This window comes from Oerskovia douganii (assembly GCF_015142735.1).
In the GTDB taxonomy this organism is placed as follows: Bacteria; Actinomycetota; Actinomycetes; order Actinomycetales; family Cellulomonadaceae; genus Oerskovia; species Oerskovia douganii.
On sequence record NZ_JACSPN010000026.1, the window covers coordinates 1 to 26,033 of the forward strand.

Annotated in this window: 24 protein-coding genes, 1 tRNA gene and 1 pseudogene; 18 read left to right on the forward strand and 8 right to left on the reverse strand. The window is 73.1% G+C overall.

Annotated elements, in window-relative coordinates; translation table 11 throughout:
• Positions 1–157: 157 nt before the first annotated feature.
• Both H9623_RS16125 and H9623_RS16130 read right to left on the reverse strand, forming a co-directional pair.
• On the reverse strand, positions 158–577 hold the full coding sequence (locus H9623_RS16125; protein WP_193721037.1) for a hypothetical protein: 420 nt from the start codon (positions 575–577) through the stop codon (positions 158–160).
• Positions 578–894: 317 nt separating this feature from the next.
• Positions 895–1,590: an alpha-L-rhamnosidase C-terminal domain-containing protein gene (locus H9623_RS16130; RefSeq protein WP_193721038.1), complete on the reverse strand. Its 696-nt coding sequence runs from the start codon at positions 1,588–1,590 to the stop codon at positions 895–897.
• A 2-nt stretch (positions 1,591–1,592) separates the two neighbouring features.
• Between H9623_RS16130 and H9623_RS16135 the strand changes: the two genes are divergently transcribed.
• Complete coding sequence (locus tag H9623_RS16135) at positions 1,593–2,369, forward strand: class II aldolase/adducin family protein (RefSeq protein WP_193721039.1); 777 nt, start codon at positions 1,593–1,595, stop codon at positions 2,367–2,369.
• 67 nt (positions 2,370–2,436) lie between these two features.
• Here the strand turns inward: H9623_RS16135 and H9623_RS16140 are convergent, their stop codons facing one another.
• The gene (locus H9623_RS16140) at positions 2,437–4,044 is read right to left on the reverse strand and encodes a GmrSD restriction endonuclease domain-containing protein (protein WP_193721040.1); all 1,608 of its coding nucleotides are present in this window, start codon (positions 4,042–4,044) and stop codon (positions 2,437–2,439) included.
• Positions 4,045–4,425: 381 nt separating this feature from the next.
• Between H9623_RS16140 and H9623_RS16145 the strand changes: the two genes are divergently transcribed.
• The 5 genes from H9623_RS16145 (at position 4,426) to H9623_RS16165 (ending at position 10,431) form a co-directional block, all read left to right on the forward strand.
• The gene (locus H9623_RS16145) at positions 4,426–5,499 is read left to right on the forward strand and encodes a LacI family DNA-binding transcriptional regulator (RefSeq protein ID WP_321575490.1); all 1,074 of its coding nucleotides are present in this window, start codon (positions 4,426–4,428) and stop codon (positions 5,497–5,499) included.
• A 253-nt stretch (positions 5,500–5,752) separates the two neighbouring features.
• On the forward strand, positions 5,753–7,042 hold the full coding sequence (locus H9623_RS16150) for an ABC transporter substrate-binding protein (protein ID WP_193721042.1): 1,290 nt from the start codon (positions 5,753–5,755) through the stop codon (positions 7,040–7,042).
• Between the two features lie 200 nt (positions 7,043–7,242).
• Complete coding sequence (locus H9623_RS16155) at positions 7,243–8,148, forward strand: carbohydrate ABC transporter permease (RefSeq protein WP_193721043.1); 906 nt, start codon at positions 7,243–7,245, stop codon at positions 8,146–8,148.
• A complete protein-coding gene (locus H9623_RS16160) occupies positions 8,145–9,074 on the forward strand; it encodes a carbohydrate ABC transporter permease (RefSeq protein WP_193721044.1) in 930 nt (309 codons plus the stop codon). The genes H9623_RS16155 and H9623_RS16160 overlap by 4 nt, the downstream gene beginning before the upstream one ends.
• A gap of 115 nt (positions 9,075–9,189) precedes the next feature.
• A complete protein-coding gene (locus H9623_RS16165) occupies positions 9,190–10,431 on the forward strand; it encodes an AGE family epimerase/isomerase (protein WP_193721045.1) in 1,242 nt (413 codons plus the stop codon).
• Here H9623_RS16165 and H9623_RS19650 read toward each other — a convergent pair.
• The 4 genes and pseudogenes from H9623_RS19650 to H9623_RS16180 all read right to left on the reverse strand — a co-directional run bounded on the left by H9623_RS19650 (position 10,416) and on the right by H9623_RS16180 (position 13,937).
• Positions 10,416–11,618 carry a sulfate/molybdate ABC transporter ATP-binding protein gene (locus tag H9623_RS19650; protein ID WP_407671957.1) on the reverse strand — a complete coding sequence of 401 codons (1,203 nt, stop codon included), beginning with the start codon at positions 11,616–11,618 and terminating at the stop codon, positions 10,416–10,418. The genes H9623_RS16165 and H9623_RS19650 overlap by 16 nt on opposite strands.
• Positions 11,619–11,780: 162 nt before the next feature.
• Positions 11,781–12,611: pseudogene (locus H9623_RS19655) on the reverse strand (ABC transporter permease); the annotation flags it as partial.
• An 82-nt stretch (positions 12,612–12,693) separates the two neighbouring features.
• Positions 12,694–13,536 (reverse strand): molybdate ABC transporter substrate-binding protein, encoded by an 843-nt coding sequence (gene modA / locus H9623_RS16175; protein WP_193721047.1) that lies wholly within the window; start codon positions 13,534–13,536, stop codon positions 12,694–12,696.
• The gene (locus H9623_RS16180) at positions 13,533–13,937 is read right to left on the reverse strand and encodes a TOBE domain-containing protein (RefSeq protein WP_193721048.1); all 405 of its coding nucleotides are present in this window, start codon (positions 13,935–13,937) and stop codon (positions 13,533–13,535) included. The genes modA and H9623_RS16180 overlap by 4 nt, the downstream gene beginning before the upstream one ends.
• Before the next feature lie 153 nt (positions 13,938–14,090).
• Between H9623_RS16180 and H9623_RS16185 the strand changes: the two genes are divergently transcribed.
• Positions 14,091–14,285, forward strand: a complete 195-nt coding sequence (locus tag H9623_RS16185; protein ID WP_193721049.1) for a hypothetical protein — start codon at positions 14,091–14,093, stop codon at positions 14,283–14,285.
• A gap of 118 nt (positions 14,286–14,403) precedes the next feature.
• Here the strand turns inward: H9623_RS16185 and H9623_RS16190 are convergent.
• A tRNA-Gly gene (locus tag H9623_RS16190) sits at positions 14,404–14,477 on the reverse strand.
• Positions 14,478–14,614: 137 nt separating this feature from the next.
• Here H9623_RS16190 and H9623_RS16195 point away from each other — a divergent pair.
• The 11 genes from H9623_RS16195 (at position 14,615) to H9623_RS16245 (ending at position 26,029) form a co-directional block, all read left to right on the forward strand.
• Positions 14,615–15,220, forward strand: a complete 606-nt coding sequence (locus H9623_RS16195; RefSeq protein ID WP_193721050.1) for a TM2 domain-containing protein — start codon at positions 14,615–14,617, stop codon at positions 15,218–15,220.
• 146 nt (positions 15,221–15,366) lie between these two features.
• A complete protein-coding gene (gene dcd / locus H9623_RS16200) occupies positions 15,367–15,942 on the forward strand; it encodes a dCTP deaminase (RefSeq protein WP_193721051.1) in 576 nt (191 codons plus the stop codon).
• 65 nt (positions 15,943–16,007) lie between these two features.
• Positions 16,008–17,099, forward strand: a complete 1,092-nt coding sequence (locus tag H9623_RS16205) for a hypothetical protein (protein WP_193721052.1) — start codon at positions 16,008–16,010, stop codon at positions 17,097–17,099.
• 79 nt (positions 17,100–17,178) lie between these two features.
• A complete protein-coding gene (locus H9623_RS16210; protein ID WP_193721053.1) occupies positions 17,179–17,811 on the forward strand; it encodes a PadR family transcriptional regulator in 633 nt (210 codons plus the stop codon).
• A gap of 295 nt (positions 17,812–18,106) precedes the next feature.
• The gene (locus tag H9623_RS16215) at positions 18,107–21,166 is read left to right on the forward strand and encodes a Na+/H+ antiporter subunit A (protein WP_407671954.1); all 3,060 of its coding nucleotides are present in this window, start codon (positions 18,107–18,109) and stop codon (positions 21,164–21,166) included.
• Between the two features lie 89 nt (positions 21,167–21,255).
• Entirely contained in the window at positions 21,256–21,804 is a 549-nt protein-coding gene (locus H9623_RS16220) for a Na(+)/H(+) antiporter subunit C (RefSeq protein WP_193721082.1), read from the forward strand.
• Positions 21,801–23,372 (forward strand): Na+/H+ antiporter subunit D, encoded by a 1,572-nt coding sequence (locus H9623_RS16225; RefSeq protein ID WP_193721055.1) that lies wholly within the window; start codon positions 21,801–21,803, stop codon positions 23,370–23,372. Before H9623_RS16220 ends, H9623_RS16225 begins: the two co-directional genes overlap by 4 nt.
• Complete coding sequence (locus H9623_RS16230) at positions 23,369–24,070, forward strand: Na+/H+ antiporter subunit E (protein WP_193721056.1); 702 nt, start codon at positions 23,369–23,371, stop codon at positions 24,068–24,070. The genes H9623_RS16225 and H9623_RS16230 overlap by 4 nt, the downstream gene beginning before the upstream one ends.
• On the forward strand, positions 24,067–24,522 hold the full coding sequence (locus tag H9623_RS16235; protein ID WP_193721057.1) for a monovalent cation/H+ antiporter complex subunit F: 456 nt from the start codon (positions 24,067–24,069) through the stop codon (positions 24,520–24,522). Before H9623_RS16230 ends, H9623_RS16235 begins: the two co-directional genes overlap by 4 nt.
• Entirely contained in the window at positions 24,519–24,965 is a 447-nt protein-coding gene (gene mnhG / locus H9623_RS16240) for a monovalent cation/H(+) antiporter subunit G (RefSeq protein WP_193721058.1), read from the forward strand. The genes H9623_RS16235 and mnhG overlap by 4 nt, the downstream gene beginning before the upstream one ends.
• 62 nt (positions 24,966–25,027) lie before the next feature.
• Positions 25,028–26,029, forward strand: coding sequence for a cation diffusion facilitator family transporter (locus H9623_RS16245; RefSeq protein WP_193721059.1), 1,002 nt, complete (start codon positions 25,028–25,030; stop codon positions 26,027–26,029).
• Positions 26,030–26,033 lie beyond the last annotated feature (4 nt).

Consider the following 26,033-nt stretch of genomic DNA (forward strand, 5'->3'; position numbering starts at 1 on the left):
TAGTCTAGTTCCAATAAGTTCTGACTACGGATCAGAAGGTTGGGGGTTCGAATCCCTCCGGGCGCACAGTACGCGAAGGCCAGGAACCGTCACGGTTCCTGGCCTTCGTGCGTCTCAGGACATCGCCCTCCGAGCGGGATGTCAGGGTCGGCAGCGCTCAGCCCTGACCGAGCTCGCGAAGGGCCGCCATCAGTTCGGCGGGCCGGTCCGTCCCGACGAGGTACTCCTTCGGCCCGTCCGGCACCTTGATCACGACGACACTTCCGCCTCTGACCAGGAGTGCCCACCGGCCAGGGCCGATCCACCGGAGGCCCAGCCCGCCCGCGCCCGCCATCGAGAGCGTCCCGTCCGCCACCTCGGAGATCTCGTCCCGGCTGATGGCACGCCGCCACACCGGGATGCCGAGGCGGAAGCCGAGGGAGACGCCTCGGACCGGGTCCACCTCCACGACGGACGACATCCGCGCCGCGCCCAGCACCAGCGCCATGGATCCGAGCGCGACCAGCACGAACCCGACCGCCTCGGCGGTGGATCGCGAGTCGGGCACGGCTGTCGCGACGATGAACGAGGTGATCACCAGGCCGAGGAGGACGACCCCGACCTGAAGCTCCCGCGAGGCGTGCCTGGTCTCACGAAACGTCGTCGAGGCCCCTTCTGACGCCGACGCCGACGGCGGCGCGTCGTTCCGGGGACTCTCCGGTGAAACAGGCATTCCGACCTTCCGGCAGGTACGTGCATCTGGCGGGACGCCAGGAGTCTGTCACACCGGCGCGGGCGTCCCGGCGTGCCCGAGGGGTTGCTTCCAAGGACGCCGTGCAGCCGATCCTCCCCGTCGGCCGCGCGCCGCCGTCGGGCAGGTCCCCGTCCTTGGTCGGTCCTGGTCCCGCCGGGCGGTCACCCCCACGGGATCTCGAGACGGCCCGGGCCGTGGTGCAGGGAGCCCTCGTAGGACAGGGCGTGCCCGGCCGGGACGTCGACCGTCAGGAGGCCGTCCCGGTCGGCGACGACCGTGAGGTCCCCACCGCCGAGCGGCACGACCGCGGCCGCCCAGCCCAGGTCGCCGAGGTCGGGGTCGACCGTGAAGGTCCGCCACCCGGGCTCGAGCGGGACGAGGCCCAGGACGAGCTCCGGGAGCGCGGCAGCAGGTCCGCTCGCCCACCCGTGGCACAGGCTCTTGCCGTACGGGCGGCCGTACATGGACAGCGGGTCGTGCCCCGGACGGGGGAACTCCTCCCAGAAGGTCACCGACCCCGCGTCGAGCATGGGGCCCCAGTCCGCGGCGAGCGCGCGGACCGCGTCGGGCCGGTGCCCCGCAGACCCCAGCGCCCGCAGCGCGAGCGTCCTCATGAACGGCGTGCGGAACGTCGCGGCGGTCATCACGTCGACGGCGCCGCGGGGGACCGCGCCGTCGAACAGCCCGGCGTGGACCGCGAGCAGGGTCGCGTAGGGGTCCGGAGCGCTGCTCCCGTCCAGGTAGGTGCGCCAGGCGCCGTCGGTGCCGCTCCAGCCCTCGGCGCGCAGGACCTGGAGGACGCGGTCCGCGAGCCGCTCCCAGCGCGATCCGTCCTGGGCTCGGCGAGGTTCTCGCATCGATGGGCGAGGCAGGCCGTCGCATCTGCGACATCGACGCCGCGGAGGCGGGGGCCGGGAACATCTCCGTCTTCCTCGGCTGGGACGTCGAGGTCCGACGACGGTTCCCCCTCACGGAGGAGGTCGAGCTGCCCGCGGCCGCCCCCTCCCTGGTCGGCGGCACGATCCTCGTCACCGGGTCGGGTCGGCGGCTGCGCCAGATCGCGGCCGACCCCGAGGCGTGCGTCGGCGCGCTCAAGGTGCACCCGGGAGGGACGACGGCGACCCTGTTCACGTCCCCTCGACGCCTCTTCGAGCGGCTCACGAGCGAGTTCAACTCTCACCTCGGCGTGCACGAGGACCAGGTCGCGGCACGCGGGCTCGACTTCCACGCGGTGGTCCACGCCCAGCCCCCGCACCTGACGTACCTCTCGCACGTCCCCGCCTACCGGGACGACGCGACGATGAACCGGCGCATCCTGCGCTGGGAGCCCGAGTCGATCGTCTCGCTGCCCCAGGGCGTCAAGGTCCTGCCGTTCTTCGTCCCGGGCTCGCCCGAGATGATGGAGGCGAACGTCCAGGGCCTGCGCGAGGCCGAGGTGACCCTGTGGAGCAAGCACGGGGTCATGTCGCGCTCCGACCTGTCGGTCGTGCGGGCCGTCGACCGGATCGAGTACGCCGAGACGGGCGCCAAGTACGAGTACATGGACCTCATGGTCGGAGGGCGCGCCGAGGGTCTCACCCGGGACGAGATCCGGTCGGTCGCGACCACCTTCGCGATCGAGTCGCCCTGGCTCTGACGGCAGGGCGGGAGCCCGTCGGGCGGCGGACGCACCCGACGGGCTCCGACCCGTCAGGCGGGGACGTCTACCACCAGGCGCGCGAGAATCCGGCCGCCTCGGCCTCTTCCCAGTCCTCGAAGCACACGTCGCCCTCGATCCGCTTGAAGATCCACCGGTCCTCACGGAGGTAGTAGAGGTTCGTCGCACCGTCCGCCTGGCGGACGTGGAGGCCCTTGACCCGGCAGTCCGCCGGGATGGGCGTCGGTGTCGGCGTCGGCTCCTCGGGGGCGGGAGTCGCGGTCGGCTGGGGGGTCGGGCGAGGGGTCGGGCGAGGCACGGGCGTCGGGCCGGACGTCGGAGACGGCGACGGCGACGGCTCGTCGACGGACGGCGCCTCGGGCGTCGGGGTGGGGGTCGGGCGCGGCCTGTCGACCGGGGGGACGACGGGGTCCCGCGGCGGGGGCGACGTGCTGCCCGCAGGCAGGGGCTCGTCGGGACACGCGGAGAGGACGGCGACCATGGCGGTCTTCTCCGCACCGGTCACGCGCAGGCCGTACGTGTACTTCACGCCCACCTGGCGGGCGACGTAGGCGCAGCGGTACGACTCGTCGGGCGGCAGCCAGGCCGAGGCGTCGCCGTCGCCCTTCTGCTGGTTCAGCGCGCCGTCGACCACGAGGAGGTTGAGCGGATCGTTGGCGAACGCCTCCCGCCGTGTCCTGTCCCACGACCACGCGCCCTTGTGCCACGCGTCGGTCAGCGCGACCACGTGGTCCAGCTGGACCTTGCCGGACGACAGCGGCCCGCGCTCGAAGGCGATGTCCGTGCCCCCGTACGGGTCGGCGAGCAGACCCGTGACGACCACGCAGTCGTCCGTCCCCGGCTTGAACGAGACACCGGACAGCGACCGGCCGAGGGCATCGTTGCGCGTGTCGCAGCCGTTGCCGTCGGTGTCCGCGAACCGCTTGCCGAACGCCTCGACCGCGAACCTTCTCGTGCCGTCCCGGTCCCCGACCTCGAGCAGGGCGACCGTCGCCAGCGCCGACTGGGAGGGCGCCGCGGCGACGACGGCGTCGACCTTGAGCGACGCGACGTCGAGCACGGCCGAGTTGGCCACCTCGACGTAGTCGGGGGTCCGGTCCTCCGGCGGGTCCACGACGGGGCTCGGGGCGCTCGCGGTCTTGGAGGCGGACGCGACCGGCGGCCCGTCCTGGGCGCGCTTGCCGGCGAGCGCGATGCCGCTCCCGGCGAGCGCGAGGACCAGCACCGCGCACCCGACCCAGAGGGAGGGCCCCGACAGGCGTCCACGCTGCGCGGGCGACCGGCGCGCGGAGCTCGGCGACGCCGTCGGGCCGTGGCTCGCGGTGCCCGTGCCGCCGGCCTGTCCGCCCGGCCACCCCGGACCTGACGGCGGTCGTGGCACGGGCGGCTGGGCCCGCACCGTCGCGGCGGGAGCGTAGGACCCTGGCTGCTCCTCGGCCCCGGGGCGCACCGCGGCGAACGGCGTCTCCTCGCCCTCGGCGGGCGGCGTCCGTGGCGGGTCGCCACCGAGCGTGCCGACGCCGAGCGGGAGGCGCTGGGTGCTGGCGGGCACGGCCGCAGGACGGGTGTGCTGGGACCAGCGGTCGCCGTCGAACCATCGTTGCGTGCCGGCGGCCGAGGGGTCGGGATACCACCCCGGAGCGGTGCGACCCATGGCGCCTCCTGCTGCTCTGGTCGCCTGCGGGCAACCCGCCGGCGGCGTCCTGGACCGGCAGGGCGATCGAAGGCTAGCGGAGAGGGGGAGCAGGTCACGAATCCGTCCGGAGCGGTGCGAGGACGGGTGTGGATGCGATTCCACGCGGGCGTGCCCGGCGCGGCGGCCGGTCGATGCTTGACAGCGCTGTCAGAATCGCGGTCTACTCGCCCCAGGGTGCGCCGAGGGCTCCCGGCCGCGCGGTGACGCGTCGTCGGGGCACGTCGGCGCGGAGCAGGTCCGGGGCGCGACTAGCCCCGCCAGAGATCCGTGCGGGGGTGGGTGCACATGGCCGCAGGTGGTCGACCGGCACGCGGGGGACGTCGACCGACCCTCGCCGCCGTGGCCGAGGCCGCAGGAGTCAGCCTCAAGACGGCGTCCCGCGTGCTCAACGACGAACCCAGCGTCTCCGAGGCGACCCGGCTCAAGGTCCGCGCGGCCGCCGACGAGCTGGGCTTCCGTCGCAACGCCGTCGCCGCCGACCTCGCGCGCGGCGGCGTGTCCCGCCTCGTCGGGTTCGTCACGGGCGACATCGCCAACCCCTTCTACTCGGACCTCGCCGCCGGGATCGAGCGCGAGCTGCGCAAGCACGGGCTCCAGCTCATCACCACGAGCTCCGACGAGGACGCCGACCAGGAGCGCGAGCTCATCGACGCCCTGATCGAACGACGCGTCGCCGCCCTCTTCATCGCCCCCACGGGCACCGACCACTCCTACCTGCACCCCGAGCTGGCGACCGGGGTGCCCGTCGTCTTCCTCGACCGCCCACCGGGCGGCATCGAGGCCGACACCGTCGTGCTCGACAACCGCGCGGGCGCCGAGGAGGCGACGCGTCACCTCCTGGCCCAGGGGCACCGCCGGATCGCGCTCGCGGGCGACCTGTCCCGCCTGTGGACGTTCCGCGAACGCCACGAGGGCTTCGTCGCCGCCCTGCGCGACGCGGGCATCGAGGACCCCGAGCGGTACGTGCGCGAAGGCCTGCACGACGCGGAGTCGGCCCGGGCCGCGGTCGAGGAGCTCCTCGCGCTCGACGAGCCCCCGACCGCGATCCTCACGGCCAACAACAAGATCACGCAGGGCGCGCTCAGGGCGCTGCGCGCGAGGGCCCACGCCCCGTCCGACGGCGGGGGCGACGGCGCGGCCCACGCCCCGTCCGACGGCGCGGCCCACGACGACCGCCGGAGCGTCGCGCTCGTCGGGTTCGACGACTTCGAGCTCGCCGACGTGCTCGGGGTGACGGTCGTCGGGTACGAGGTCTCCGCGATGGGCCAGGAGGCCGCACGGCTCGCGGTGGACCGCATCGCGGCGCCCGGTGGGGCAGCACGGTGGCGCGTGGTCCCGACCGTCCTGGTCCCCCGGGGCTCCGGCGAGATCGCGCCGAAGGTCGGGACGCTCGAGGTGCCGGCCGGTCGGTGACCCGCCCGCCGGGGTGTGGCCCGCCCCGCCGTGCGGCGGTCGCCGCCGGGACGCGATGGTCCGTCCGTGCGCCCGCTGCGCCGTGACGACGACCGGGCGCACGCGCGCGCCGCTTTGTCGCCGTCGTCCTCTTGTGCCCCCTGCGGAGGTCTCTCCGCGGTAACGATTGTGCGTACCTCTTTGACAGGGGGGAGGCGCGGTCGTACGTTCGACCTGTTCCTGACAGCGCTGTCAACGACGAAAGTAGGACCCCATGCGTAACGGATTACGCGTCGCCGGGGCACTGGTGGGCACTGCGGCCCTCCTCGCCCTCGCGGCTTGCAGCGGCGACTCTGGTAGCGATTCCACCAGCGGAGGCTCGGGAGAGGCCGCGGGCGGCGACGTCGAGGTCTTCACCTGGTGGGCTTCCGGCTCCGAGAAGGCGGGCCTCGACGCCCTCGTCACGGTGTTCGACGAGCAGCACCCCGACTACACGTTCGTGAACGGCGCGGTCGCGGGCGGTGCCGGATCGGCCGCCAAGGACCTGCTCCAGACCCGGCTCCAGGCCAACGACCCGCCGGACACGTTCCAGGCCCACGCGGGCGCCGAGCTCACCGACTACATCGACGCTGCCCAGATCGAGGACATCTCCGACCTCTACGACCAGTACGGGGTGACCGACGTCTTCCCGGAGGACCTGATCGACCTCCTCACCGTGGACGGCAAGATCTACTCGATGCCGTCGAACATCCACCGCTCCAACATGGTCTGGGCCAACCCCGCCGTCCTGACCGAGGCGGGCCTCGACCCCACGGCGACGTACGACACCCTCGACGACTGGTTCGTGGCCCTCGACGCGGTCCAGGCCGCCGGCAAGACGCCGCTCTCGGTCGGCCAGACCTGGACGCAGGTCAACCTGCTCGAGACGGTCCTCATGGCCGACCTGGGCGCCGAGGCCTACAACGGGCTGTGGGACGGCTCGACCGACTGGGAGAGCCCGGAGGTCACGGCCGCCCTCGAGGACTTCGAGCAGCTCATGAGCTACACCAACACCGACCGCGACGGCCTGGACTGGCCGGAGGCCACGCAGCTCGTCATGGACGGGCAGGCCGCCTACAACGTCATGGGCGACTGGGCCGTGGCGGCGTTCGAGGGGGCCGACAAGGTCGCCGGGACCGACTTCGTCTACTTCCCGGTGCCCGGCACCGACGGCATGTTCGGCTTCCTCGCCGACTCGTTCACGCTCCCCGTGGGCGCCAAGAACCCCGACGGCGCCAAGGCTTGGATCGAGACCGTCTCGAGCCTCGAGGGGCAGACCGCGTTCAACAAGGCCAAGGGCTCCATCCCGGCCCGGACCGACGCGAACCCGGACGACTTCTCGGAGTACCAGCAGACCGCGATCACGTCGTTCGCCGAGGACACGATCCTGCCGTCGCTCGCCCACGGCGCGGCGGCCTCGGTCACGGTGTCCAACGCCATCTCGGACGCGACGAGCAAGTTCACGTCCGGCGCGTCCGACCTGTCGCAGTACCAGGCCGACCTGGCCGCCGCTGCCGCAGGCTAGGCCGTGCGACGAGCCCGCCGCGGAGCTGCTCGCGCAGCCCCGCGGCGGGCCCTGCCCGGTCACGCGCCGGACCCGAGACCCGCCGCACCACCCGCCGCACCACCCGCCGCACTCCCCGTCGCACCCGCCCGGCGGCCGTCGTCGCACCCTCGTGCGGACGAGCGTCCCCGGGCCGTGCCCGCACCCCTGGAGGATCACCGGTGATCCACTCCGCCCGACGATGGGGCCCGCCGCTCCTTCTCGTCGCCCCGTCCCTGATCCTGGTCGGGGTCTTCGTCTACGGCCTCATCGCGATCAACTTCTCGACCTCGACCACGGACATGCACAAGGCCGCGCAGTCCACGGGCCAGGCTCCCGTGTCCCGGGTCGGCCTCCAGAACTACCTCGACCTGCTCGCGAGCCCGGAGTTCCAGCACTCGTTGCTGAACCTCCTGATCTACACCGTGGTCTTCCTGGTGGGGACCATGGTCGTCGGGTTCGTGTGGGCCTGGCTCCTCGACAAGCCCCTCAAGGGCGAGGGGTTCTTCCGCGCCGTCTACCTGTTCCCCATGGCGGTCTCGTTCATCGCCTCGGGCGTCGTGTGGCGCTGGCTCCTCAACTCGAACCAGGACGAGAAGGCGAGCGGCCTCAACCGGCTGTTCCAGATGATCGGCCTGGACGCGTTGCAGAACAACTGGTGGAACAACATCACGTTCGGCATCGCGGCCATCGCGATCCCCGCGATCTGGCAGCTCTCCGGCTACGTCATGGCGCTCTTCCTCGCAGGGTTCCGCGGCATCCCCGAGGAGCTGCGCGAGGCGGCCCGCATCGACGGCGCGAGCGAGTGGAAGCTGTACCGCTACGTGCTCTTCCCGCAGCTCACGCCGATCGCGCTGTCCGCGCTCATCATCGTGGGCCACATGTCGCTCAAGGCGTTCGACCTCATCATGTCGATCTCGAAGCCGTCGAACTACCAGACCAAGGTCCCGGCGGTCGACATGTACGTCTTCAAGTCGAGCTTCGACTACGCGAACGCCGCCGCGGTGGGCGCGATCCTGCTCGTCATCGTCGCGTTCGTGATCGTGCCCTACCTGATCTCCCTGAACCGCAAGGAGAAGATCCGATGACCGCCGTGACCAGCCCCGTCGAGGCGCCCGTCCCCGGAGCGTCCCCCGGCTCGGGTTCCGGGCCCGGCGCCGGCGCGGCGGGCCGCCGGAAGAAGAAGCCCGTCGAGCGGTTCTCCGTGGCCCGCACGCTGCGCTACGCGCTCCTGATCCTCTTCGTGCTGATCGTGCTCGTGCCGGTGTACGTCCTGTTCGTCACGAGCTTCAAGGGACCGGGGGACGCGGCGCCGACCCGCGCGTGGAACCTGCCGCAGGTGTGGACGACCGAGAACTGGCAGGCGGCGTGGACGGCGCTGGCGCCGGCGATCGGCCGCACGCTCCAGATGGTCGTCCCGGCGGCGCTCATCTCGGCGTTCCTCGGCTCGCTCAACGGGTTCGTGCTCTCGCGCTGGCGGTTCCGCGGCGCGAACCTCGTCTTCACGCTCATCCTGTTCGGCATGTTCATCCCGTACCAGGCGGTGATCATCCCGCTCAACCAGCTCGTCCTGAGCCTCAACCTGCCGAGCGGCATCCCGACGCTGATCGTCCTTCACGTGATCTACGGCCTGCCGATCACGACCCTGATCTTCCGCAACTACTACCAGACGGTCCCGAACGAGCTCATCGAGGCGGCGCGGGTCGACGGCGCGGGCATGCTGCGCACGTACTGGTCCATCGTGCTGCCGATCTCGATCCCGAGCTTCGTGGTCGTGCTGATCTGGCAGTTCACCTCGGCGTGGAACGACTTCCTGTTCGCGGTGTTCTTCTCCTCGAGCCAGAACGGCCCGGTCACGCTCGCGCTCAACAACCTCGCGAACGGCGCCCTGCTGCAGAACTACGGGGTCTCGATGGCGGGCGCGCTGTTCGCGTCGCTCCCGACCCTCGTGGTGTACATCCTGCTCGGCAAGTACTTCATGGGCGGGCTCATGTCCGGGTCGGTCAAGGGGTGAGGCGGGCACGACGCGGCGGCACGCGGCCACGGGAGGCGGGCGACGCCGTCGGGCGTTCGCCCTGCACGCGCCCGGGCGGGGAAGATCTGTGGACACCGACGACGAACGGGGAAGCATGACGACCGACGACCATCCCGCGCGCTCGGGAGACGGGGCGGCGTGGCGCCGCGGCGAGCTCCGCAGGCTGCTCGCCTTCGCGGAGGCCTCGATCGGGCCCGACGGCGGGGCGCGCTGGCTCGACGACGACGGCGCCCCCGACCCGCGCAGGCCCGTGCACACGTGGATCACGGCGCGCATGGCGCACATGTTCGCGCTCGGTGCGCTGCTGGGGCTGCCCGGGACGGACCTGCTCGCGGACCGGGCCCTCGACGGGTTGCGCACCGCGCTGGCCGATCCCGTGGACGGCGGCTGGTTCGCGTCGCGCGGGCCGGGCGACGCGGTCGACGCCACCAAGAGCGCGTACGCGCACGCGTTCGTCGTCCTGGCGGCGTCGAGCGCCACGGTCGCGGGCAGGCCCGGTGCGCGCGAGCTCCTCGACGACGCGCTGCGCGTCCTGGACCAGAGGTTCTGGGACGCCGGCCAGGGCATGCTGCGGGACGAGTGGGACCGCGCCTGGACCACGTGCGCGCCCTACCGGGGCGCGAACGCGAACATGCACGGAGTCGAGGCGCTGCTCGCGGCGCACTCGGCCACGGGCGACCCGCGGTGGCTCGAGCGCGCGAGCGCGATCGCGGACCGCGTCGTCGGCTGGGCGGCCGAGCGGGAGTGGCGCGTCGTCGAGCACTTCGACGAGACGTGGCGTCCGCTGCCCGACCTCAACGCCGAGCGGCCCGACGACCCGTTCAAGCCCTTCGGGTCGACGCCCGGGCACGGGTTCGAGTGGTCCCGCCTGCTGGTCCAGCTCGACGCGGCGCAGGCCGCCGTGGGCGCCGGGGCCGCCGACGCGCGGCTGGACGCCGCGCGACGGCTGTTCGACCGCGCCCTCGCGGACGGCTGGGACCCGGTCGAGGGCGGGTTCGTCTACACGGTCGACTGGTCCGGCCGGCCCGTCGAGCGGCGACGCTTCCACTGGGTGGCCACCGAGGCCGTCGCGGCCGCCGAGGTCCTCGCCCGGGTGACCGGCGAGCCCCGGTACGCGCGGCTCGCGGCCGACTGGTGGGCCTGGGCCAGGTCGCACCTGGTCGACGCCGAGCGCGGGTCGTGGCGCCACGAGCTCGACGCCCGCAACCGCCCGTCGTCGGCCGTGTGGGACGGCAAGCCCGACGTCTACCACGTCGGCCAGGCGTTCCTCCTGGCCGACGTCCCGGTCACGGGGAGCCTCGCGGAGTCGGTCGCGGCGGCTCAGCGGGTGCCGTAGATCTCCACCTCGGCCGCCTTGACCGCGAACCACGCCCTCTCGCCCGGGGCCAGGCGCAGGTCCGCGACGGACCGCGCCGTCAGGTCCGCCGCGAGGTGCCCGACGGCGTCGCGCACCTCGCGGGGCCCCGTCACCTCTCCCCAGGCCCGGAAGAGCTGGCCGTGCGGCTCGAGCGACGTGATCGTCACCGCGAACGCGTTGCGCGGGCTGCCCGACGGCGCGTCCCGGTGGACCGCGACCGCGCGCGGCTCGAACATCGCGACCGCCCGGTCGCCCGGGACGAGGCCCGCCTCGTCGGCGACGACGCCCGCGACGACCTGTGCGGCGGTGCCCGTGAGGGTGGCCGTGCCGGGGATCCCGGTCGCCCCGGCGCTGCCCGCGCCGCCGTCCGGTCCGTCGTGCCCGCCGAGCCGCAGCCCGCCGTCGTCGGTCGCGGTCCCGGCGAGCAGGTTGATGCCCGCGAGGCGGGCGGCGAACCGTGACCGAGGACGCGTCAGGACCTCGCGCGCCGGTCCGTCCTCGACGACCCGCCCCGCGTCCAGGACGACCGCCCGGTCGGCGAGCAGCAGGACGTCGAGCAGGTCGTGCGTCACCAGGAGGGTCGTGCGGGGGTGGGCGCGCTGGGCGTCGTGCAGGGCCCGGCGCACCTGCTGCGCGACCCCGACGTCGAGCGAGGCCAGCGGCTCGTCGAGCAGCAGGACGCGGGGGTCGGTCGCGAGGGCGCGCACGATCGAGACGCGCTGCGCCTGACCGCCCGACATCTCGTGGGGCCGCCGCGCGGCGAGGTCGCCTGCGGCGAGGGCGTCGAGCAGCTCGCGGGCCGCGGCCCTTGCCCGGTGCCTGGGCGCCCCCCGGGCACGGAGCCCGAACGCGACGTTGTCCACCGCGTCCAGGTGCCCGAACAGCAGCGGCCGCTGCGTCAGCCACCCGACCCCGCGCCTGCGCGGCGGGACGGCGACCCCGTGCACGGTGTCGGTGAGGACCGTACCGTCGATCGTGACGCGCAGCTCGTCGGGCAGGGGCCCCTCGGCACGGGTGGACCGGCGGTGCGGGAGCAGTCCCGTGAGGGCCTGGAGGAGCGTCGACTTGCCCGCACCGTTGGGCCCGAGGACCGCCACGACCTCGCCGGGCCGGACGGAGAGGTCGACGTCGACGCCGCGCTCCGCGAGCCGCACCCGCACGTGCACGGGCGCGCCGGGGAGGGCGGACCCGGGCGCCGGGACGGACGGACCCGGGTCCGGCGTCGTCGGGCCGGAGGGTGCGCGGACGCGTCCGGCGCTCGCGGGGCCGACGGGTTGCTCGCGGGCCGGGTCGGCGGACCGGGCCGGGTCGGCGGACCGGGCCGGGTCGGCGGACCGGGCCGGGTCGGCGGACCGGGCCGGGTCGCCGCGCTCCTCCCGCCCGAACGGGCCGCCGTGGACCGCAGCCGTCACGACGAGCGCCACGACCACGAGCAGGAGGGACAGTGCGACCGCTGCGTCGGGGTCGGCGCTGCGCTGGAGATAGATCTCGAGCGGCAGCGTCTGCGTGACACCCTGGAGCGACCCGGCGAACGTGATGGTCGCGCCGAACTCCCCGAGGGCGCGGGCGAACGCGAGCACGGACCCGGACACGAGCCCGGGCAGGACGAGCGGGAGCGTCACGCGGCGCAGGACGGTCGTGGGGGAGGCGCCGAGCGTCGCGGCGACCTCCTCGTAGCGGGCGTCGTGCGTCCGCAGCGAGCCCTCGAGGCTCAGCACGAGGAACGGCAGCGCGACGAACGTCTGCGCCATGACCACCGCGGTGGTCGTGAACGCGACCTCGACCCCCAGCACGGACAGGTGCTGGCCGATCAGCCCGCGCCGCCCGAACGTGTGGAGCAGCGCGATGCCGCCCACGACGGGCGGCAGCACGAGCGGCAGCAGCACGAGCGCACGGGCGACGCGCTGCCCGGGGAACGTGGTCCGCGCGAGGACCAGCGCCATGGGCGCGCCCAGCAGGACGCAGCACACGGTCGCGACGGACGACGTCCGCACCGAGAGCCACAGGGCGTCGGTCGCGGTGGGCGAGGTGAGGAGGTCCCAGATCCCGCCGAGGCCCCCGGACACGTCGAGGCGCGCGACCATCGCGACCACGGGCACGACGACGAACAGCGCGCCGAGCGTCGCGGGGACGAGGACCCAGCGGGGGAGGCCGCGCATCAGAGGGCCGCCCGGGGCGTCCGGGGGAGGCGACCCCGGGCACGGCTCGACCCGGGAACGGCCCTGCTCCCGCGTCCTGGCCTCACGGTGCCCCGAAGCCCGCCTTCGCGAGCGCGTCCTGGCCGGCGGGTCCGGTCACGAGGGCGACCCACGCCTGCGCCAGCGCGGCGTCGGCCGCCCCCGTCGTGACGGCGATCGGGTACTGGTTGACGACGGTCGTCGTCTCGGGGACGTCGACGACCTCGACGTCGTCGCCCGCGAGGGTCGCGTCGGTCACGTAGACGAGCCCGGCGTCGGCCTCCCCGGCCGTGACCTTGGCGAGGACGTCGGTCACGCTGGCCTCCTCGCTCACGCGGTGGACCGTGGTGCCGGCGGCGGCCTCGACCTTCGCGGTCGCGGACCCGCAGGGCACCTCGGCCGCGCACACGACGACCTTGAGGTCCTCGCGCGCGAGGTCCGCGAACGACGTCACACCACCCGGGTTCCCCGGGGGCACGACGACCGTGAGGGTGTTGGTCGCGAAGACCACGGGGTCGGCCGCGTCGCCGCCCTCGACGACGCGGTCCATGTTCGTGGTGTCGGCCGAGGCGATCACGTCGCCGGGGCTCCCGGCGAGGAGCTGGTCGGCGAGGTCGGCCGACCCGGCGAACGACAGGGCGACGGTCACGCCGTCGTGCTCGGCCTCGAACTCCTGCGCGAGGTCCGCGAACACGTCGCGCAGCGACGCGGCGGCGAGCACGGTGAGAGTCTGCTCCTCGACGGGAGCGGTCGGGCCGGGCGTGCTCGCGTCCGGGGTGCCCGACGGCGCCGCGCACGCCGCGAGGGCGGCCGTCAGCAGGGCGGTGGTCGCCACGGCGAGCGCACGCCGGGCGGGTCGGCCGCGGCGTGGGGTGCTCGCGCGGGCAGGACGGGCGGAGCGGTTCATGCGAGGCCTCCCGGCGTCTCGACGATCACGGTGGTGGCCTTGACGACGGCGACGGCGAGGCTGCCCGGCTCGAGGCCCAGCTCTCGGACGGCCTCCGTGCTCATGAGGGAGACGACGCGTTGCCCGCCGCACAGCATCTCGACCTGGGACATGACGGTGTCGCTGACGACGCCGGTGACGATCCCGACGAACCTGTTCCGGGCCGAGCGGGCGACGCCCGAGGGGTCGGGGGTCGCCTGGGCGGTGCGGACGGCGTAGGCGGCGAGCCGGGCCCCGTCGACGACCTTGCGGCCCGAGTCGTCGAGCGTGGCGTCGAGCTCGCCGGCGTCGACCCAGCGGCGGACGGTGTCGTCGCTGACGCCGAGCAGGTCGGCAGCTTCCCTGATCCGATAGTGCGGCATGAGGAAGACTATAGGGCCGCATCTGCGGAGAGCGCGGACGGGATCGGCGAACCTCGCGGCGATTCAGGGGTATATGCCCGATTCGGCGCCGGGGCCGTGGCATGCTCGCACGGTGCGCACGGCTCGCTGCGTCCTGGACGGGTAGGAGGACTCGTGTTTCGTCGGTACTGGAGCTCGTTCGCCTTGGTCGTGATCGGCGCCGTCTGGGCAGTGGGCGGAGGGATAGCCGCCCTCACCGGCGACGACGGCCCGCAGTCGCCGCTCCTCGTCGTCGTGCTCGGCGGGCTCGCGGTCGCCGCGGGTCTCGTGAGCGCGGCCGTCCGGGCGAGGTCGCGCGACGAGCCATGAGGTGACGCCGGGGCGCCCCGGCGTCGTCGCCGGCTCGTCGCCGCTCGGCGCCGTGGACGCGCGCGCCGGGCTGTCGACGCGAGAGGCCCCGCACCATCAGGTGCGGGGCCTCTCGTCGTGGAGCGGATGACGGGAATCGAACCCGCGCTATCAGCTTGGGAAGCTGAAGTTCTACCATTGAACTACATCCGCGTGACGTGGAACCTGCAGCTCGCAGGGCCGTCTCCGGCCGGTGCGAGCCGGTGAGGAACCGGCGTGCGTCCACGATCATACCCAAGTCGGGCCACGATGCCAGCATCCGGTGTCCGCGCAGTGCCTGAGGAGGCGTCTTGTCCGAGAACCCGTACCAGCAGCAGCCCACCGATCCTGCGGCTGGAGCGGACCCGTACGGCCAGTACGGGGGAGCGCCGCAGCAGCCCGCGGCGCCTGCCTACGGTGACAACGCGGCGCCGTACGGTGGGCCCGCGTACGGTGCGGACCCCTACGCCCAGCAGCAGCCGGCCTACGGCTCGTCGGCCCCCTACGCCCAGCCCCAGCCCGCGTACGGCGAGCAGCAGCAGCCTGCCTACGGCGCCCCGGACCCGTACGCGCAGCAGGGGTACGGGTACGGCGCCCCGCAGCAGCCCTACCAGCAGGGCTACCAGCAGCCGTACGGCGGGTACGGTGCGCAGCAGCCCGGCTACTACGAGGACCCGAACGCGAAGTCGCGGCTCGCAGCGGGCCTGCTCGGCATCTTCCTGGGCATGTTCGGCATCCACCGGTTCTACCTCGGGTACACGGGCGTCGGGGTGACGATGCTGCTCATCTCGGTGCTGTCGTTCGGGATGCTGGGCTGGGCCGTCGCCATCTGGGGCCTCGTCGAGGGCATCCTCTACCTGACGTCCAAGGGCGGCCAGTACGCGGTCGACTCGACGGGACGCCCGCTGCGCAGCTGACGGTGCGCGTACCCGCGGGTGCCGAACCCGAGGTTCGTCGGGCAGCCGCACCGAGTTGCCCGACGAACCTCGGGTTCGGCACCCGGGTCAGGCGACCACGGGGCGTCCGGTCCGTCGGTCCTCGCGTCGCGAGTACCGTTGCCCCCGTGCTCCTCTCCGACCGCGACATCACTGCCGAGATCGACGCCCAGCGGGTCCGCCTGGACCCCTACGACCCCGCGATGCTCCAGCCGTCGAGCATCGACGTGCGGCTCGACAAGTTCTTCCGGTTGTTCGACAACCACAAGTACCCGTTCATCGACCCGTCGACCGACCAGCCGGACCTGACGCGGCTGGTCGGGGTCGAGCCCGGCGAGCCGTTCATCCTGCACCCGGGGGAGTTCGTCCTGGGGGCGACGTTCGAGCAGGTCTCCCTGCCCGACGACGTCGCGGCCCGCCTCGAGGGCAAGTCGAGCCTGGGGCGCCTGGGGCTCCTCACGCACTCGACGGCAGGGTTCATCGACCCCGGGTTCTCCGGCCACGTGACCCTCGAGCTGAGCAACGTCGCGACGCTCCCCATCACGCTGTGGCCCGGCATGAAGATCGGTCAGCTGTGCTTCTTCCGGCTGTCGTCGGCCTCGGAGCACCCGTACGGCTCGTCGATCTATGGTTCTCGGTACCAGGGTCAGCGGGGCCCGACGGCCTCGCGCTCCTGGCAGAACTTCCACCGAACCGACGTGTGATCCCCAGCCGGCTCGCGCGAGCCCGCCAGATCGGACGTCCTCACCGCAGAGAGGCTGACTTCACCGTGTCGCACCCGTCCAGCTCGACCCTCCAGCCGTTCCCCGCGTCCTCGGCGCAGGGTCACCAGGCGCGGCACCTGCTCGCGCTGCCGGAGGACGTCGAGGTCGACGAGGTCGAGACCCTCGCGCTGTCCAGGTTCGCCGGTGCGCGGTGGGACGTGGCGCCGTCGGGCACGGACCCCCTGACCCCCGCTCCCCGCACGGGCAAGCCGGGCGAGCCGGGAGTGCTGCGCACCTCGCGGCACACGACGCTGACCGGCCCGTACTCGCCGTGGTCCGCCGACGGGGTCAACCCCGGCCTGCCGCCGGGGACCGCCCAGGTGTTCGACGTCGTGTGCCCGCGCGAGCGGGGCGACGTCCCGATCCCCGGTGGTGGCGACCGCGACGGCGTGGGCCGCGCCTTCCCGGCGGGGCTCCCGACGCGCGAGGAGGAGCGTGTGATCGCGTGGCTCGTCGAGGTCGCGCGACGGCTGGGCGGCTCGATCCGGGTCGACGCCGCGAACCCCGCCGCGCCGGCCGTGGTGCTGACCCCGGACCCGGGGGCCACGGTGGACATGTCGGTGTTCTCGGACGTGTGGCTCGACCCCCAGGCCGCGCTGGCCGTGGTCGGCGCGGTGCACCCGCGCGTGGTGCTCGCGACCGAGGGCAGCCCGTACCAGGGGCCGCCCAAGGGTATCGGCGAGCTGCCGCTGTACCGGGGTGAGACCCTGGACCCGGAGCTGCGGCGTGCGCTGCACGCGCAGGCGGACGACATCGACATCGCCGCCCTGACGAGCGGCAAGGTCCTCGACGGGTACGGCCTCATGGTCGACATGGGCGTCGACGGGCTCGTGGCGGTCGAGGTGGGTGGCGAGGAGCAGCTGCCGCTCCTGCTGCGCAACCTGCCGTGGGCGTCGGCGGGCGCGGTCGCGTACCGCGTGCGCTGGGAGCCGCGGGACCTCGTCGAGGCGCAGTCGGAGTCGCCGTCGTTCGAGCTGAAGATCGCGCGCAAGCGTGCGGCCGAGCTCGTCGCGACCGTGACCCGTGCGCTGTACGCGGCGGTGGGCGGCGAGATCGCCGACGAGGCCGACTTCCTGGTGGACCCGCAGGACGTCTAGGAGTTGGTTGCGCTCTCACCGGTGCCCCGCATACTCTCGACCGTCCGGGCGGGAACGGGATGAACAGGGCGAGGTGGGCATGCCGAAGGGCGCAGCGGACGGCGGGGCAGCCACGGCCCGCCGCCGGGGCAACCCGTTGGCGCTCGCGGTCCTCGCACAGCTCGGCGACCGGCCCATGCACCCCTACGAGATCGCCCGGGTGCTCAAGGAGGGCCGCAAGGACGAGTCGGTACGACTCAACTACGGCTCGCTGTACTCGGTCATCACGGCCCTGGTGCGCGACGGGCTCATCGAGACCGCGGGCACCGAGCAGGACGGCAACCGGCCGCAGCGCACCGTCTACCGGCTGACGGCCGACGGGCGCGCCGAGGTCGACGACTGGATGCGCTGCCTCCTGGGCACCCCGGTCAAGGAGTACCCGCAGTTCATGGCGGCGCTCAGCTTCATGCAGGTCCTGCGGCCCGACGACGCCGCGCCCCTCCTGCGCGCCCGTCTCGTGGCGCTGCGGGTCGCCGCCCTGCGGATCGAGGAGGACCTGGAACGCCGGACCGAGGCCGACCCGGCCCCGTTCACGGCCGAGACCGAGTACGAGCTCGCCCTGCTCCAGGCCGAGGTCCGGTACGTCGAGGCGCTCGTCCACCGCCTGGGCGACGGCTCGCTCGACGGCCTCGGGGCCTGGCGGGACCGCCCGCTCGAGGACGTCCCCTCCTAGGCCGGACCCGTGGGCCCGGCTCGCGCCGACCGGTGGCCGATCCGTGGCCTCTCGGTGCATTCCCGCTGAACCTGTGACATCACACACCGGTCCGCGGGGCGTCGCGTGGTCTCGCAGGCCTCGTTGAACGGTAAAATACCTACCGGACCCGGTGTGTCACGGGGCCCTCCTTCGCCTGCGCGCCGTCGTGCCGGTCGGAGCGGTCCTGGCAGCGCGCCCGGGTTCACGTACTCGCCCACCCGCCCCCGACCAGGACGGAGCGGACGTGCTCTATCTGCTCGTTGCGCATCTGGCAATGGCACTCGGCGCGCCCGCACTCGTGTCGGTGCTCGGCCGCAAGGCGTTCTTGGTGATGGCCCTCGCGCCCGCCTCCGCCGCTGTCTACGCCCTCAGCTGGACGACCCGCGTCATGGACGGCGCGCACCCGACCGAGGTCACCCAGTGGGTGCCCGGGCTCGGGCTCGAGCTGGCCTTCCGCATGGACACGCTGTCGTGGCTCATGCTGCTGCTCGTCGGCGGCGTCGGGGCGCTGGTCCTCGTGTACTGCTCGGCCTACTTCTCGCCCACGGCGTCCGGGCTCGGGCGCTTCGGCGCCGTCCTGACGGCGTTCGCGGGCGCCATGGTCGGGCTCGTCACGGCCGACGACATGCTGCTCCTGTTCGTCTTCTGGGAGCTCACGACCGTCTTCTCCTACCTGCTGATCGGGCACTACGCGGACCGCAAGGCGAGCCGACGAGCCGCGATGCAGGCCATCGTCGTCACGACGGCCGGCGGGCTCGCGATGCTCGTGGGCGTCGTGATCCTCGGGGTCCAGGGCGGGACGTTCCGCCTCTCGGAGATCATCGCGGAGCCTCCGACCGGCGGGGCCGTGACCGCCGCGATCGTCTGCATCCTCGCGGGCGCCGCGAGCAAGTCGGCCCTGATCCCGCTGCACTTCTGGCTGCCCGCCGCCATGGCCGCGCCGACCCCGGTGAGCGCCTACCTGCACGCCGCGGCCATGGTCAAGGCCGGGGTCTACCTCGTGGCCCGGTTCGCCCCCGCCTACTCCGACACCACGGTGTGGCGCACGATCGTCATCGTCCTGGGTGTCGGCACGCTGCTCGTGGGTGGGTACCGGGCGCTGCGCCAGCACGACCTCAAGCTCGTCCTCGCGTTCGGCACCGTGAGCCAGCTCGGGCTCATCATCCTGCTCGTGGGCCTCGGGACGCGGTCGGCCGCGCTCGCGGGCCTCGCGATGATCGGCGCGCACGCGATGTTCAAGGCCTCGCTCTTCCTGGTCGTCGGTGTGGTCGACGCCGCGACGGGCACGCGCGACCTGCGCCGGCTGACGGGCGTCGGGCGCGCGCTGCCGCTCACGGCCCTCGCCGGAGGTCTCGCGACCGCGTCCATGATCGGCCTGCCCCCGCTCGCCGGGTACGTCGCCAAGGAGGCGGCCCTCGAGGCGCTCCTGCACGGCGAGGGGCCGGGCTGGGTCGACGCCGTGGTGCTGATCGGCGTGGTCGTCGGCTCGATGTTCACGGTCGCCTACGGCATCCGCTTCTTCTGGGGGGCGTTCGCGACCAAGAAGCACGTCGCGGCCGCCCTCGCGCGGGCCAACGAGCACGTGCACACCGACGCGGCGGCCAAGGCCCGGGCGGGCAAGGGCGCGACCGGTGAGGAGCCCGCCAAGCAGGTGGCGCCCCTGCCCGACGACGCCCCGATCGACCCGGCGCGCATCCACCGGCAGCCCCTGCTCCTCGTGGGGCCCGCCCTGGTCCTCGCGCTGCTCGGCCTCGCGGCGGCCCTCGTCCCGCACTTCGGCGAGGACCTCCTCGCGCCCTACGCCGACACCTACCCGGTGGGGGAGCCGGGCCACCTGGTCCTGTGGGCCGGGCTCACCCCGGCGCTCGGCCTGACCGTGCTGATCCTCGGGGTCGGGGCCCTGCTCTTCTGGCAGCGCAACGCCGTGGAGCGGTTCCAGGCCTCCCTGTGGACCGGCCCGGAGGCGGACCGCACCTACCGGCGGATCATGCGCCGGCTCGACGACCTGGCGGCCGACGTCACCGCGGTCACCCAGCGTGGTTCGCTGCCGTTCTACCTGGGCGCGATCCTGGTCGTCCTGGTCGCCGGGCCGGGTCTCCTGATGCTCGTCGGCGGGCAGTGGCCCGAGCAGGTCAAGGCCTGGGACCGGCCCGCCCAGCTCGCTGCCGTGGTCGCGATCTGCGTCGCCTCGATCCTCGCCGCCCGGTCGCGTCGCCGCCTCAAGGCCGTGATCCTCGTGGGCATCGCGGGCTACGGCAACGCGATGCTGTTCCTGCTGCACGGCGCCCCCGACCTGGCGCTGACCCAGGTGCTCGTCGAGACCATCACGCTCGTCGTCATGGTGCTCGTGCTGCGCCGCCTCCCTCCGTACTTCTCCAACCGGCCGCTCGCCGCGTCGCGGTGGGTGCGACTGGGGCTCGGGGTCGCGGTGGGCGTCGTCATGATGGGCTTCGCCCTCACGGTCCCGCTCGCGCGGGTCGCGAGCCCCATCTCGCTCGACTTCCCGGCCGAGGCGTACATCCACGGCTACGGCAAGAACATCGTCAACGTGACCCTCGTCGACATCCGCGCGTGGGACACCATGGGCGAGATCTCCGTCCTGCTGGTCGCGGCGACCGGCGTCGCGTCGCTCGTGTTCCTGCGGACCCGCAGCGGCGAGATCCTGCGCGAGCGCGACGCGACGTCCTCCGGCGCGGCCACGCCGGGCATCTGGGCCAACGAGGACGACCCGGGGGCGGCCCTGCGCCGTCGCGGGGTCGACAAGGAGGCCGAGGCCGGCAAGCAGCCGCGCATGCTCGTGTGGCTGAGCGCAGGGCGGACCCTCGCCCCGCAGCGACGCTCGGTCATCTTCGAGGTCGTCACCCGCGTGCTCTTCCACTCGATGATCGTGTTCGCGATCTTCCTGCTCTTCTCGGGGCACAACGCACCGGGCGGCGGGTTCGCGGCCGGGCTCGTCGTGGGCGTCGCGCTCATCGTGCGGTACCTGGCCGGCGGGCGGTACGAGCTCGGTGAGGCCGCGCCCGTCCACCCGGGCCTGCTGCTCGGGACCGGGCTCTTCCTGTCCGTCGGCGTCGGCCTGATCGGCCTGTTCATGGGCAAGAGCGTCCTGCTGAGCACCGCGATCGACATCAGCCTGCCGCTCGTCGGCACGGTCCACCTGGTCACGTCACTGTTCTTCGACCTCGGGGTGTTCCTCGTGGTCGTGGGCCTGGTGCTGGACATCCTGCGCACGCTCGGGGCGGAGATCGACCGCCAGGCCGAGGCCTCGGCCCGGGAGGACGCAGGGCCCATGGAAGCGATGGAACCCGACCAGATCGGAGGGGGGCGACGATGAGCTCGACGAACCACCTGCTCGCCCCCCTGCTCGTGCGGGCCGCCGACGTCGACCCCGCCGACGTGGCGCGGACCACCGACAGCATCGACATGACCCCGAGCCTCGTGCTCGTGCTCGCGATCGGCGTGCTGTTCGCGACCGGCGTCTACCTGCTCCTCGAGCGCAGCCTGACCCGCGTGCTGATCGGGTTCATCCTCATCGGCAACGGCGCGAACCTCATGTTCCTCGTGGCCGGAGGGCGCGCCGGTGGCGCGCCCCTCATCGGCACGACACCCACCGACCAGATGAGCGACCCGCTCGTCCAGGCAATGGTGCTGACCGCCATCGTCATCACCCTGGGCCTCACGGCCTTCGTGCTCGCCATGGCCTACCGGTCCTGGCAGCTGCACGGTCACGACGAGGTGCAGGACGACCTCGAGGACCGCCGGGTCGCGCGCCACGCGGCGCGCAACGCCCCGGCCTTCGAGGACTCCGACACCGAGGAGAGCGGAGAGACCCTGGACGACGAGGCCTCGCAGGTCTACGACGAGACCGACGGCGACGGGGACGGGGCGACCGACACCCGCGGCGAGCGTCCGGGCGAGAAGGACGCGCCGCCGTCGGGCAGTGCCGGCACCCCGGGAGGTGAGGAGCGATGAACCTCACCTACGGGTTCGCGACCCTCGTCCCCCTGCCCGTGGTCCTGCCGCTGTTCGCGGCCGGTCTCGCGCTCGCGCTGTGGCGCCACCAGCGCGCCCAGCACATCATCTCGGTCGCCGCGCTGTCCCTGGTGCTCGCGGCCTCCATCGGTCTGCTCGTCGGGGCGGACAACGGCCCCATCGTGGTCGACGTCGGGGAGTGGGCCGCGCCGGTCGGGATCGACCTGGTCGCGGACAGGCTCTCGGCGCTCATGCTCACGGTGTCGAGCTTCGTGCTGCTGTGCGTCCTGCTCTACTCGCTCGGGCAGGGCGTCGCGGACGGGCACGACAAGGCCCCCGTCTCGATCTACCACCCGACGTACCTGGTCCTGGCCGCGGGCGTCGCGAACGCGTTCCTCTCGGGCGACCTGTTCAACCTGTACGTGGGCTTCGAGATCCTGCTCGCGGCCTCGTACGTCCTGCTGACCCTCGGCGGGACGGGCGAACGCATCCGGGCCGGGTCCATCTACGTCGTCGTCGCGCTGCTGTCGTCCGTGATCTTCCTCGTCGCGATCGCGCTCACCTACGCCGCGACGGGCACCGTCAACCTGGCCCAGCTCGCCGAGCGCCTGCCCGACGTCGACCCCGGCGTCCGGATGACGCTCCAGCTCCTGCTGCTGCTCGCGTTCGGGATCAAGGCCGCGATCTTCCCGCTCTCGGCCTGGCTCCCCGACTCCTACCCGACCGCCCCCGCGCCCGTCACGGCCGTGTTCGCAGGCTTGCTGACCAAGGTCGGCGTCTACGCGATCATCCGCACGCAGACGCTCCTGTTCCCCGACAACCGGCTCGACACGGTCCTCATGTGGCTCGCTCTGCTGACCATGGTGATCGGGATCCTGGGCGCCGTGGCGCAGAACGACATCAAACGTCTCCTGTCGTTCACGCTCGTGAGCCACATCGGGTACATGATCTTCGGCATCTCGATGGCGTCCGAGGCGGGGATGGCGGCGTCGATCTTCTACGTCGTGCACCACATCACGGTCCAGACGACGCTGTTCCTCGTGGTCGGGCTCATCGAGCGCCGCGGCGGGTCGACGTCGCTCGACAAGCTGGGCGGCCTCGCGAAGATCGCCCCCGGCCTCGCGATCCTGTTCTTCATCCCCGCGATGAACCTCGCGGGGATCCCGCCCCTGTCGGGCTTCCTCGGCAAGGTCGGGCTGCTCCAGGAGGGCGTCGCCCAGGGCACCCCGCTCACGTGGGCGCTCGTCGTGGGCAGCGTCGTGACCTCGCTCCTGACGCTGTACGCGATCGTCAAGGCGTGGAACAAGGCCTTCTGGCAGACCGCGCCGGTCGAGCTCCCGGCCGCGAGCACCCCGCGCGGCATGGTCGGACCGACGACGGCGCTCGTCGCGTTCGGACTGGCCCTCACGTTCGCCGCAGGCCCGCTCTACTCCTACGCGGAACGCGCCGCCGGGAACCTCATGCAGCCCCAGACGTACGTCGACGCGGTCTTCCCCGGTGACTCCGGACGTGGCCAGGGGGTCTCGAACGACCTCGTCGAGGAGGAGCAGGAAGGTGGGGAGTCATGAGCCTGCACCCTCGTAGAGGCCGGCTGTCGGGCGGCTGGTTCGGCCGCCTGACCGCGCAGTGGCGCACCGTCGTCTGGCTGACCGTCGTGTGGGTCATGCTGTGGGGCGACCTCTCCTGGGGCAACGTCATCGCGGGCGTCCTGCTCGCGAGCCTGCTCATCACGTTCATGCCCCTGCCGTCCATCGCGACGAGCGGCACGGTCCGCCCCTGGCCGCTGCTCGTCCTGGTCTCCCGGTTCGTCGCCGACCTCGTGGTCGCGTCGTTCCAGGTCAGCATCCAGGCCTTCCGGTTCCGGCACACCCCGCACGGGGCCGTGGTCGGCGTGCGCCTGCGCAACCCCTCGGACATCTACATGACCATCACGTCCGAGCTCAGCTCGCTCGTGCCCGGGTCGCTCGTCATCGAGGCGCACCGCCTGACGGGCATGGTCTACCTGCACGTGCTCGACCTCGACGCCGCGGGCGGAGCCGACAAGATCCGTCAGGACACGCTCGACCTCGAGGCCCGGGTGCTGCGCGCGTTCGCGTCGAACGACGAGCTCAAGGCCGCCGGCCTGTACGACCACCCGGGCGAGGCTGCCGAGCCCGCGGGCGTGACGCCGTCGGGCACGGGGGGCCGCACCGGCACGACGCCCGGGACCGACGGGGCCGCCGGCCGGACCGACCGACCGACCGACCGAGGGGAGGGGCCGCGATGATCGTCGTCGTCCTGATCTGCGCCGTGCTCCTCGCCTCGGCCGCGACGCTCGCCGTCGTCCGGGCCGAGAAGGGCCCGTCGATGCTCGACCGCACCATCGCGCTCGACGTCTTCACCACGACGCTCGTCGGCACCATCGCGCTCGAGGCCGCCTGGTCGCGACGCACCGAGACCATCCCCATCCTGGTCGTCCTCTCCCTCGTCGGCTTCGTCGGGTCCGTGACCATCGCCCGGTTCGCCTCGGTCGAGCCCGAGGGCGAGGGGCGCATCCGGACCCGCGAGGAGATCGCGGCCGAGGAGGCCGAGCGGATCGCGGCGGAGGAGGCCGAGCACGCGAAGGGCATCGACCCGGAGCACGGCGCCGGGCACGAGCCCGACGAGCTCCACGAGGCCGAGGACGCCGCGGCCCCCGAGGTCGACGGCTCGACCGGACCCGAGGAGGCACGCTCATGAGCTGGACCCTGGTGGCCGACGTCGTCGCCGCGATCTTCCTGCTGTGCGGCGCGTTCCTCGCGTTCGCCGCGGGCGTGGGCGTCGTCCGGTTCCCCGACCTGCTCGCGCGCATGCACGCCGCGACCAAGCCCCAGGTGCTGGGCCTGATCCTCGTCCTGGTCGCGCTCGCGCTGCGGCTGCGGAGCTGGTCCGCCGTGGGCATGCTCGTCCTCGTCGTGATCTTCCAGCTCATGACGTCGCCCGTCGCGGCGCACATGGTCGGCCGGGCGGGCTACCGGACCGGGAAGGTCCGACCCGACCTGCTGGTCCTCGACGACCTCACCGCGGACCAGGAGGCCGCCGACCGCGAGAAGGACGAGGCGGACCGCGAGAAGGACGAGGCGGACCGCGAGGCGACGGCGCGCGCGGCCGACGACGGGGGCGGGCCCGCACAGCGGGGGTGACGCCCGCCGTGGGCGCCGACCGTCCCCGCGCGCCGCGCGAGGTCCGGTGGTAGACCCGCTACATGACCTCGTCTCCCCCCACGCAGCCCGTGGCCGACAGCCCACGCGTCGTGAAGACCGAGGAGCACGCGGAGAGCACGCTCACGGTGGTCGTCGCGTTCGGCGCCAACCTCCTCATCGCGGTCGCCAAGTCGGCCGCCGCGGTGCTGACGGGCTCGGCGTCGATGGTGGCCGAGGCCGTGCACTCGTGGGCCGACACGGGCAACGAGGTGTTCCTCCTGCTCGCGAACAAGCGCTCGCGCAAGCCCGCGGACCACGAGCACCCCCTGGGGTTCGGGCGCGAGGCCTACGTCTGGTCGATGTTCGCGGCGCTCGGGCTGTTCGCGGTGGGGGCGGGGGTCTCGGTCACGCACGGCATCCAGGAGCTCGTCCACCCGGAGCCGGCCGAGGACTTCGGGATCGCGTACGCCGTGCTGGGCGTGGCGTTCGTCCTCGAGGGGATCTCGTTCCTGCAGGCGCACCGGCAGGCCCGCAAGGAGGCGGAGCGGGCCGAGCAGGACCTGCTCCAGCACGTCCTGGTCACGTCCGACCCGACGCTGCGGGCCGTGTTCGCGGAGGACGCCGCGGCCCTCATGGGACTCGTGGTGGCGTTCGTCGGCATCCTGCTGCACCAGGTCACGGGCTCGCCCGTGCCGGACGCGATCGGGTCGATCGTCGTGGGCCTGATCCTCGGGGTCATCTCGTGGGTCCTGATCGACCGCAACCGTCGCTTCCTCGTCGGGGAGACCGCGGGGGCCGCGACGCGGGACGCGGTGCTGCGCGAGCTGCTCGCGGACCCCGAGGTCGACCGGGTCACGTACCTGCGCCTGGAGTACGTCGGGCCGCGGTCGCTCTACCTGGTCGCGAGCGTCGACCTCGTCGGGGACGACGACGAGCACCTGGTCGCCGAGCGCATCGACGCCCTGGAGCGCCGCGCGACGTCGGCGGCCGTGATCGTCGGTGCGGTCGTCTCGGTGTCACCGGCGAGCGAGCCGTCCCTGGTGCCGGGCGACCCGAGCCCCTGACAGC

What these genes read in the sequence shown, in the direction of transcription:
- H9623_RS16150 (WP_193721042.1), top strand. Translation starts at nt 5,753, where the DNA reads ATGCGTAACGGATTACGCGTCGCCGGGGCACTGGTGGGCACTGCGGCC.
- H9623_RS16220 (WP_193721082.1), top strand. Translation starts at nt 21,256, where the DNA reads ATGACCCCGAGCCTCGTGCTCGTGCTCGCGATCGGCGTGCTGTTCGCG.
- modA (WP_193721047.1), bottom strand. Translation starts at nt 13,536, where the DNA reads ATGAACCGCTCCGCCCGTCCTGCCCGCGCGAGCACCCCACGCCGCGGC.
- H9623_RS16210 (WP_193721053.1), top strand. Translation starts at nt 17,179, where the DNA reads ATGCCGAAGGGCGCAGCGGACGGCGGGGCAGCCACGGCCCGCCGCCGG.
- H9623_RS16230 (WP_193721056.1), top strand. Translation starts at nt 23,369, where the DNA reads ATGAGCCTGCACCCTCGTAGAGGCCGGCTGTCGGGCGGCTGGTTCGGC.
- H9623_RS16225 (WP_193721055.1), top strand. Translation starts at nt 21,801, where the DNA reads ATGAACCTCACCTACGGGTTCGCGACCCTCGTCCCCCTGCCCGTGGTC.
- H9623_RS16180 (WP_193721048.1), bottom strand. Translation starts at nt 13,937, where the DNA reads ATGCCGCACTATCGGATCAGGGAAGCTGCCGACCTGCTCGGCGTCAGC.
- H9623_RS16245 (WP_193721059.1), top strand. Translation starts at nt 25,028, where the DNA reads ATGACCTCGTCTCCCCCCACGCAGCCCGTGGCCGACAGCCCACGCGTC.
- H9623_RS16165 (WP_193721045.1), top strand. Translation starts at nt 9,190, where the DNA reads ATGACGACCGACGACCATCCCGCGCGCTCGGGAGACGGGGCGGCGTGG.
- H9623_RS16140 (WP_193721040.1), bottom strand. Translation starts at nt 4,044, where the DNA reads ATGGGTCGCACCGCTCCGGGGTGGTATCCCGACCCCTCGGCCGCCGGC.
- H9623_RS16215 (WP_407671954.1), top strand. Translation starts at nt 18,107, where the DNA reads ATGGCACTCGGCGCGCCCGCACTCGTGTCGGTGCTCGGCCGCAAGGCG.
- H9623_RS16160 (WP_193721044.1), top strand. Translation starts at nt 8,145, where the DNA reads ATGACCGCCGTGACCAGCCCCGTCGAGGCGCCCGTCCCCGGAGCGTCC.
- H9623_RS16235 (WP_193721057.1), top strand. Translation starts at nt 24,067, where the DNA reads ATGATCGTCGTCGTCCTGATCTGCGCCGTGCTCCTCGCCTCGGCCGCG.
- mnhG (WP_193721058.1), top strand. Translation starts at nt 24,519, where the DNA reads ATGAGCTGGACCCTGGTGGCCGACGTCGTCGCCGCGATCTTCCTGCTG.
- H9623_RS16135 (WP_193721039.1), top strand. Translation starts at nt 1,593, where the DNA reads ATGGGCGAGGCAGGCCGTCGCATCTGCGACATCGACGCCGCGGAGGCG.
- H9623_RS16130 (WP_193721038.1), bottom strand. Translation starts at nt 1,590, where the DNA reads ATGCGAGAACCTCGCCGAGCCCAGGACGGATCGCGCTGGGAGCGGCTC.